The organism is Streptomyces sp. NPDC104831 (assembly GCF_055583025.1).
Genome location: NZ_JBVJOT010000046.1, coordinates 65,584 through 73,143 on the forward strand (window position 1 = coordinate 65,584; position 7,560 = coordinate 73,143).

Annotated in this window: 6 protein-coding genes and 1 pseudogene; all 7 read left to right on the plus strand. The window is 76.5% G+C overall.

Going from position 1 to position 7,560, the window contains the following annotated elements; all coding sequences use genetic code 11:
* The first annotated feature begins 162 nt into the window (after window positions 1-162).
* Window positions 163-1,200, plus strand: coding sequence for a hypothetical protein (locus ACZ63H_RS28040; protein WP_469869669.1), 1,038 nt, complete (start codon window positions 163-165; stop codon window positions 1,198-1,200).
* Between the two features lie 362 nt (window positions 1,201-1,562).
* The gene (locus ACZ63H_RS28045; RefSeq protein WP_469869671.1) at window positions 1,563-2,765 is read left to right on the plus strand and encodes a prenyltransferase/squalene oxidase repeat-containing protein; all 1,203 of its coding nucleotides are present in this window, start codon (window positions 1,563-1,565) and stop codon (window positions 2,763-2,765) included.
* A complete protein-coding gene (locus tag ACZ63H_RS28050; protein WP_469869673.1) occupies window positions 2,762-3,409 on the plus strand; it encodes an SCO2322 family protein in 648 nt (215 codons plus the stop codon). Before ACZ63H_RS28045 ends, ACZ63H_RS28050 begins: the two co-directional genes overlap by 4 nt.
* Window positions 3,396-4,574, plus strand: a complete 1,179-nt coding sequence (locus ACZ63H_RS28055; RefSeq protein WP_469869675.1) for an energy-coupling factor transporter transmembrane component T — start codon at window positions 3,396-3,398, stop codon at window positions 4,572-4,574. Before ACZ63H_RS28050 ends, ACZ63H_RS28055 begins: the two co-directional genes overlap by 14 nt.
* The gene (locus ACZ63H_RS28060) at window positions 4,571-6,253 is read left to right on the plus strand and encodes an ABC transporter ATP-binding protein (RefSeq protein ID WP_469869677.1); all 1,683 of its coding nucleotides are present in this window, start codon (window positions 4,571-4,573) and stop codon (window positions 6,251-6,253) included. Before ACZ63H_RS28055 ends, ACZ63H_RS28060 begins: the two co-directional genes overlap by 4 nt.
* Complete coding sequence (locus ACZ63H_RS28065; RefSeq protein ID WP_469869683.1) at window positions 6,214-7,068, plus strand: ECF transporter S component; 855 nt, start codon at window positions 6,214-6,216, stop codon at window positions 7,066-7,068. The genes ACZ63H_RS28060 and ACZ63H_RS28065 overlap by 40 nt, the downstream gene beginning before the upstream one ends.
* A gap of 345 nt (window positions 7,069-7,413) precedes the next feature.
* Window positions 7,414-7,560: pseudogene (locus ACZ63H_RS28070) on the plus strand (lytic transglycosylase domain-containing protein); the annotation flags it as partial.

Below are 7,560 nucleotides of genomic sequence, written 5' to 3' on the forward strand. Positions count from 1 at the left end.
AGGCTCCCTGCGCAATTACGCAGCTATCGTTGACAGTTCGATGCGGGGTGGGTGAGGATCAGTGCACGGAGAGCAAGATCCGACCCGCCTCGGGTGCCGCCTATGGGGGAGCGGCACCCGGGGCGCTCCTGATCGCCTTCCCCCCGAGGAAGGTCCAGGCCCATGGCCCAGCCCGTCGTACTCCTCGGGGCCGGCCGCGGGGACGTCTGCGGCGAGTTCCCGCTGGCGCGCGTCGCCGCCGCCCACCCGGTCCTCCTGGTCGACCCGTCCCCGCCCGCCGACTGGGCCCGCCCCCATCTGACCGCGCACCTGGCGGCGGACCCGGCCGAGGGGGAGGGGACGGCCGCGGTGTTACGGGGGCGTCCCGTCGGCGGCGTGCTGACCTGGTCCCCGCGGCACCTGCCCGCGGCCGCGCGCCTCGCCGCCCGGCTGGGCTTACCGGGCCTGCCGTACGAGACGGCCGTGACCTGCGCCGATCCGCCGGCGTTACGGGCGCTGCTGGACCGGCACCGGGTGCCGACGGCGGATCCGGCCGACACCGAGGGGGAACCGGTGTCGGCCGAGGCCGTCGTCCTGGACGACGAGGTGCGCATCGTCGCGCTCACCCGTACGACCCCGGGCCCGCCGCCCGCCCGCCGCCCGCTGCGGCACAGCGTCCACGCCCACGACGGCCTGCTGCACAACCGCTTCCTGCGCCAGTGCGTGGAGCGCGCCGTGCGCGCCCTCGGACTGACCCACACCGTCGCGCACATCACGGTACGGCTGACCGCGCGCGGCCCCCGCGTCCTGGGCGTCGCCCCGCATCCGCCCGGCGATCTGATCCCGCTGCTGGTGGAGCGGGCCACCGGGGTCGACCTGGTGGGGGCCGCCGCGACGCTGGCCACCGGCGGGCTCCCGGACGTCACCCCGACCCGGCAGCGGGCGGCGGCCGTCCAGTTCGCCTATCCGGCCGTGACCGGCCGCCTCACCCACCTGCGCCTGGACCCCGCCGCCGCGCACGAGCCGTCCGCCGAGCGCATGGTCCTCACCGCCCGCACCGGCACCCCGGTGACGGCGGCCCCGCACGCCGGCCCCGGCGACCGCCTCGCCCACTGGGTGGCCACGGCCGACACCCCCGCCCAGTGCGCCCACACCCTGCGCGCCATGGCCCGCCACCTCACGGCCACGGTCCACCCGGCCCCCCGCACCTGCGCCGCCTAGCACGGGGGACCGACCCCGGAACGGGCCGAACAGGTGCGTGGTTCCCGCGGGTTCTCCGCCCCCGCGCGGTCGCGGCGAGGGACCGCGAAGACCACTGCCACAGCCACCGCCGGGCCCGCTCGGGGCGGCCGGTAAAGTGGCGGGGTCGTCACACCCGTACGGGGGGAAGCCGGTGCAATTCCGGCGGTGTCTTCGCCGCGTCACCGGCTTGGCCGGAGCGGGCGGGGCGCCTCCGCCGGGTCGTTGACGGCTCGCGTGCGCCGGTGGTCCGCCGCGCACGGCACCGTCGAGGTTGACGGAGCCGAGCCGCCCGGGTGTCACCCGCGCCGCCCGGCTCCCCGCAGGAGAGGCAGTCGCCGACCATGAACGTCCGCCGCAGTGCCGCGGCTCTCGCCGCCGTAGGCGTGCTGGCCGCCGCCGCGCCCGCCACGGCCGCCGACCCGTCCCCGTCCCCGAAGACCGCGGCCCCCGCCGGGCTGTACGGCAAGGGGGACCCGACGTACGACGGCGTGTGGCGGCAGTCCCTGACGCTGGTCGCGCAGCGGACGCTCGGCTACCGGCCCGCCTCCGCCGCCGTGGACTGGCTCACCGGCCAGCAGTGCGCGAACGGTGCCTTCGCCGCGTTCCGGGCCGCCCCCGAAAAGCCCTGCGACGACAAGCCGAAGCCGGACACCAACAGCACGGCCGCCGCCGTCCAGGCGCTCGCCGCGACCGGCGGGCACGGCGGCGCGGTGGACAAGGCCGTGGGGTGGCTGAAGTCCGTCCAGAACAAGGACGGCGGCTGGAGCTACTACCCGGGCGACCCCAGCGACACCAACTCCACCTCGGTCGTCATCGGCGCGCTCGCCGCCGCCGGCACCGACCCGGCGTCCGTCCACGTCTCGGGCAAGTCCCCCTACGACGCCCTCCCCGCCTGGTCCATCCCCTGTGACCAGGACGGCGGCGGCGCCCTCGCCTACCAGCCGGACAAGAAGGGCGAGCTGCTGCCCAACGCCGACGCCACCGCCGCCGGTCTGCTCGGCGCGCTCGGCAAGGGCTTCGCCGCCCGTACCGGCAAGGCCCCCGCGAAGGACACCTGCGCCGAGGCGGCCTCCCGCACCCAGGTCGCCGACAACGCCGGCGCCTACCTCGCGGCGGCCGTCGCCGAGTCCGGCCACCTCCGGTCCACCCTGCCCGGCGCCAAGGACCAGCCCGACTTCGGCAACACTGCGGACGCCGTCGTCGCGCTCGCCGCGGACGGCCGGGTCGCACCGGCCCGCAAGGCGTACGCCTGGCTGGAGAAGAACGCCGGCCCGTGGGCGAAGCAGAGCGGTCCCGCCGCCTACGCCCAGCTGATCCTCGCCGCCCACGCCCTCGGCGAGCAGCCGGGCGACTTCAACGGCACCAGCCTGGTCAGCTCCCTGAACGCGCTGGGCCCGGCCCCGCGGATGGACGCCTCCGGCGGGCACGAGCAGGAGGAGGAGAAGGACTCCGGCAACCGGGGCTGGTGGATCTTCGGCGTCTGCCTCGTCGCGAGCATCGGCGTCGGCTTCCTCATCAGCGGCCGGAAGAAGCAGCAGCCGTGACCGCCGTCCGCCGTGCCGTGCCGGTGCTCGCCGCCGCGCTGCTGCTCCTCGCCTGCGCCGGGCGGGCCGGTGCGACCGGCTACCGCTACTGGTCCTTCTGGGAGCGCACCGGCGACCACTGGACGTACGCGACCCAGGGCCCGGCCTCCGTCCGGCCCGGCGACGGCGCGGTCCAGGGGTTCCGGTTCACCGTGAGCGCGGACTCCGCGGACGCGAACCGGCCGCGCGGCACGGCGGACTTCGGCACCGTCTGCGCGGACACCCCGGCGAAGCCCGGGTCCAAGCGCGTGGCCCTCGTGCTCGACTTCGGCACGCGCGCGGACGCCCCGTCCGGCGAGGTCCCGCCGGGGCGGCGGACCGCGTGCGCGCGGGTGCCGTCCGACGCGTCCGCCGCGGACGCCCTCGCCGCGGTGGCGGGACCCCTGCGCTACGACACCAACGCCCTGCTGTGCGCCATCGCGGGCTACCCGCGGACGGGCTGCGGCGAGCAGGTCTCCACCGGCGACGAGCCCGCCGCCGCCCCCGGGTCCGGCTCCTCCGGCTCCGGTCCGTCCCTCGGCCTGCCGATCGGCGCGGGGGTGGTGGCCCTGCTGGCGGGCGCAGCGATATGGCAGTCCCGACGGCGGCGCCATGCGTCCGGGTGAGCGAGGCCCGTCCCGCGACCGCGGCGACACCGCGGCCGCTCGCGCGGTTCCCCACGCGAGCGGCCGGCCGCGGCACCGTCCGCCGGGAGCCAGCCCCTCCCGGTTCCGCCCCGCCCTGCACCCCGGTGCCTGGTGGCTGTGGGCGATATCCCTCGGCGTGGCCGCGACCCGTACCACCAACCCCCTCCTCCTCGCCCTCCTCCTCACGGCCTCCGGGTACGTCGTGGCGACGCACCGCTCCCCCGCCCCCTGGGCCCGCTCCTACGCCGCCTTCGTCCGCCTCGCCCTCGCCGTGGTCGTCATCCGCGTCCTGTTCGCGGTGGCGCTCGGCTCCCCCATCCCCGGCACGCACACCCTCCTCACCCTCCCCGAGGTCCCCCTCCCCCACTGGGCGCAGGGCATCCGCCTCGGCGGCAGGGTGACGGCCGAGGCCGTGCTCTTCGCCGCGTACGACGGCCTGAAACTCGCCACCCTCCTCGTCTGCGTCGGCGCCGCGAACGCCCTCGCCAGCCCCACCCGCCTGCTCAAGTCGCTGCCCGGCGCGCTGTACGAGACGGGCGTGGCCGTGGTCGTCGCCCTCACCTTCGCCCCGCACCTGATCGCCGACGTCCGCCGCCTGCGCGCCGCCCGCCGCCTGCGCGGCCGTCCCGACCGGGGTCTGCGCGGCCTGCTCCAGGTCGCACTGCCCGTGCTGGAGGGCGCGCTGGAACGCTCGGTCGCCCTCGCCGCCGCCATGGAGGCCCGCGGATACGGCCGTACCGCCGAGGTCCCCGCCCCGGTCCGCCGGACGACCACCGCCCTCACCCTCGGCGGCCTGCTCGGCGTGTGCGCGGGCACGTACGGTCTGCTGACCGCCGAAGGGGGCGCCTACGGGCTGCCCGTCCTCCTCGCGGGAGTCGTCGCCGCGCTCGCCGGACTGCGGCTGGGCGGCCGGCGTTCCCCGCGCACCCGGTACCGCCCCGACCCCTGGGGAGCGCGGGCCTGGCTGGTGACGGGCTCCGGCGCCGCCGTGGCCGCGCTGCTGACGCTGGCCTCCGCGCGCGACCCCGAGGCCCTGCACCCCGGTGTCGTGCCGCTCGTCGCCCCCACCCTCCCGCTGTGGCCCGCCGCGGCCGTCCTGCTCGCCCTGCTGCCCGCCCTCGTCATCCCCAGGGAGCCGTCGTGATCCGCTTCGAGGAGGTCGGCGTCACGTACGAGGGCGCCGCCGAACCCGTCGTCGCCGGCGTCGACTTCGAGGTGCCCGAGGGCGAACTCGTGCTGCTGGCCGGTCCGTCCGGGGTCGGCAAGTCCACCGTGCTGGGCGCGGTCAGCGGACTCGTCCCGCACTTCACCGGCGGCACGCTGCGCGGGCGCGTGACGGTGGCCGGCCGGGACACCCGTACCCACCAGCCGCGCGAACTCGCCGACGTGGTCGGCACGGTGGGCCAGGACCCGCTGGCGCACTTCGTGACCGACACCGTGGAGGACGAACTCGCCTACGGCATGGAGTCGCTGGGGCTCGCCCCGGAGGTGATGCGGCGCCGGGTGGAGGAGACCCTCGACCTGCTGGGCCTGGCCGCGCTGCGGGACCGCCCCATCGCCACCCTCTCCGGCGGGCAGCGCCAGCGGGTCGCCATCGGCTCGGTCCTCACCCCGCACCCCCGGGTACTGGTCCTGGACGAGCCGACCTCCGCGCTCGACCCGGCGGCGGCGGAGGAGGTACTGGCCGTCCTCCAGCGCCTGGTGCACGACCTCGGCACGACGATCCTCATGGCCGAACACCGCCTGGAGCGGGTGATCCAGTACGCCGACACCATGGTCCTCCTCCCGTCCCCCGGCGCGCCCCCCGTCACGGGCACCCCCTCCGAGGTCATGGCGGTCTCCCCGGTCCACCCCCCGGTCATCGCCCTGGGCCGCCTGGCCGGCTGGTCCCCCCTCCCCCTGACCGTTCGGGACGCCCGCCGCCAGGCGGGACCCCTGCGGGACCGGCTGGCCGACGGTCCCGCGCGCCGGCCCGCGCCGATCCCGGTGGGCAGCCCCGCCCCCGGCCCGCGGCGGCACCGGTTGCGCTCCCCGTTCCGCCGCCCCGCGCCCACCGCGCCCACCGGCCACCCCCACCTCGCCGAAGCCTGCGCCCTCTCCGTCCACCGGGACACCACCGAGGCCCTGCGGCACGTGGACCTGACCGTCTCCCGGGGCGAGACCATCGCCCTCATGGGCCGCAACGGCGCCGGCAAGTCCACCCTGCTGAGCACCCTCGTCGGCCTGCTCACCCCCACCGCCGGCACGGTCACCGTCGGCGGCACCACCCCCCACCGCACCCCGCCCCGCACCCTGATCCGCCACGTGGGCCTGGTCCCCCAGGACCCCCGGGACCTCCTGTACGCCGACACGGTCGCGGCGGAGTGCGCCGCCGCCGACGAGGACGCACAGGCCGCCCCCGGCACCTGCCGCGCCCTCGTCCGCGAGCTGCTCCCGGACATCACCGACGACACCCACCCCCGCGACCTCTCCGAGGGCCAGCGCCTGGCGCTCGCGCTGGCCGTGGTGCTGACCGCCCGCCCGCCCCTGCTCCTGCTGGACGAGCCGACCCGCGGCCTGGACTACGCGGCGAAGGCCCGCCTGGTCGGTGTCCTGCGCGATCTCGCCGCCCAGGGACACGCGATCGTGCTGGCGACGCACGACGTGGAGCTGGCCGCCGAGCTGGCGCACCGCGTGGTGCTGCTGGCCGAGGGCGAGGTGATCGCAGACGGCCCGATGGCGGAGATCGTCGTCTCCTCCCCCTCCTTCGCCCCGCAGGTGACGAAGATCCTGGCGCCCCAGCACTGGCTGACCGTCTCCGAGGTCCGCGAGGCCCTCCGGTGAACCGCCGCCTGCACGCCGTCCGCCTCGGCCCCCGCTCCCTCGCCGCCCTCGCCCTCACCGGCGCCGTGGGCCTGGTCGCCTTCTGCTGGCCCTTCCTCGCCCCGCCCCGCTCGCGGCTCGGCGCCCACGCCCAGGACGCGCCCTGGCTCTTCGCGGGCCTGCTGATCCTGCTGGTCGCGGTGGTCGCGGCGACCATCTCGGAGTCGGACCTCGGCCCCAAGGCGGTGGCGATGCTCGGCGTCCTCGCGGCGACGGGCGCGACGCTGCGGCCGATCGGCGCCGGTACGGCGGGCCTGGAGCCGATGTTCTTCCTGATGGTGCTGAGCGGCCGGGTGCTCGGGCCGGGCTTCGGCTTCACCCTGGGCTCGGTGACGATGTTCGCGTCCGCCCTGCTCACGGGCGGGGTCGGGCCGTGGCTGCCGTTCCAGATGCTGGCGATGGGCTGGTTCACGATGGGCGCCGGTCTGCTCCCGGGCCCGGTCCGGCTGCGCGGTCGCGCCGAGCTGCTGCTGCTCGCGGTCTACGGCTTCCTCGCCGCGTTCGCCTACGGCACGGTGATGAACCTGGCCGGCTGGCCCTTCATGGGCGGCGGGGCCTCGGGCATCTCCTTCGTCGCCGGGGATCCGGTCGCCGCCAACCTGGCCCGTTTCGTCGCGTACTGCACGGCCACCTCCCTCGGCTGGGACCTGGGCCGGGCCCTGTGCACGGTGGTGCTGACCCTCGCGCTCGGTCCCGCGGTGCTGCGGGCGCTGCGCCGGGCGACCCGGCGGGCCGCCTTCGAGACCGCGGTCACATTCGACGGTCCCGGGCGGTGACGCGGCGCACGGATCCGGGCGCGTGACGTGAGCGGCCCGGTGAAGGACCCCACATGACGCACGTCACCTATGATCCGGCATCGTAGACCGCTTTGCCCGGTTCAACCCGTTACGCACCCTTACTGACCTGCGGAGTGAGGCCCACGTCACACACTTAGCACTCCTCACGAATCCGGCCACCACTAGTAAAAGGGGTCATTGCGGGCACCTTCCGGGGCTGCTTACCTGGACGACGTCGCCAGGCGCCACGAGCCCACAGCGGGCCGCGGCGCCGACGCATACCGGACCACCCCGTGGCCCACCCCATGCGGGCGACACCCCCGTCCCCGACGCAAGAGGTACTCCGTGACCGTCTCCATCATCCGCCGCATCGCCTCCCCGAAGAAGGCCCTCACCACCGCCGCCCTGGCCGCCGCCACCGCCGGCATGGCACTCACCGCCGCCCCGGCTCACGCCGCCCCGGCCCAGGCCTCCTCCGCCCAGGCGATCGCG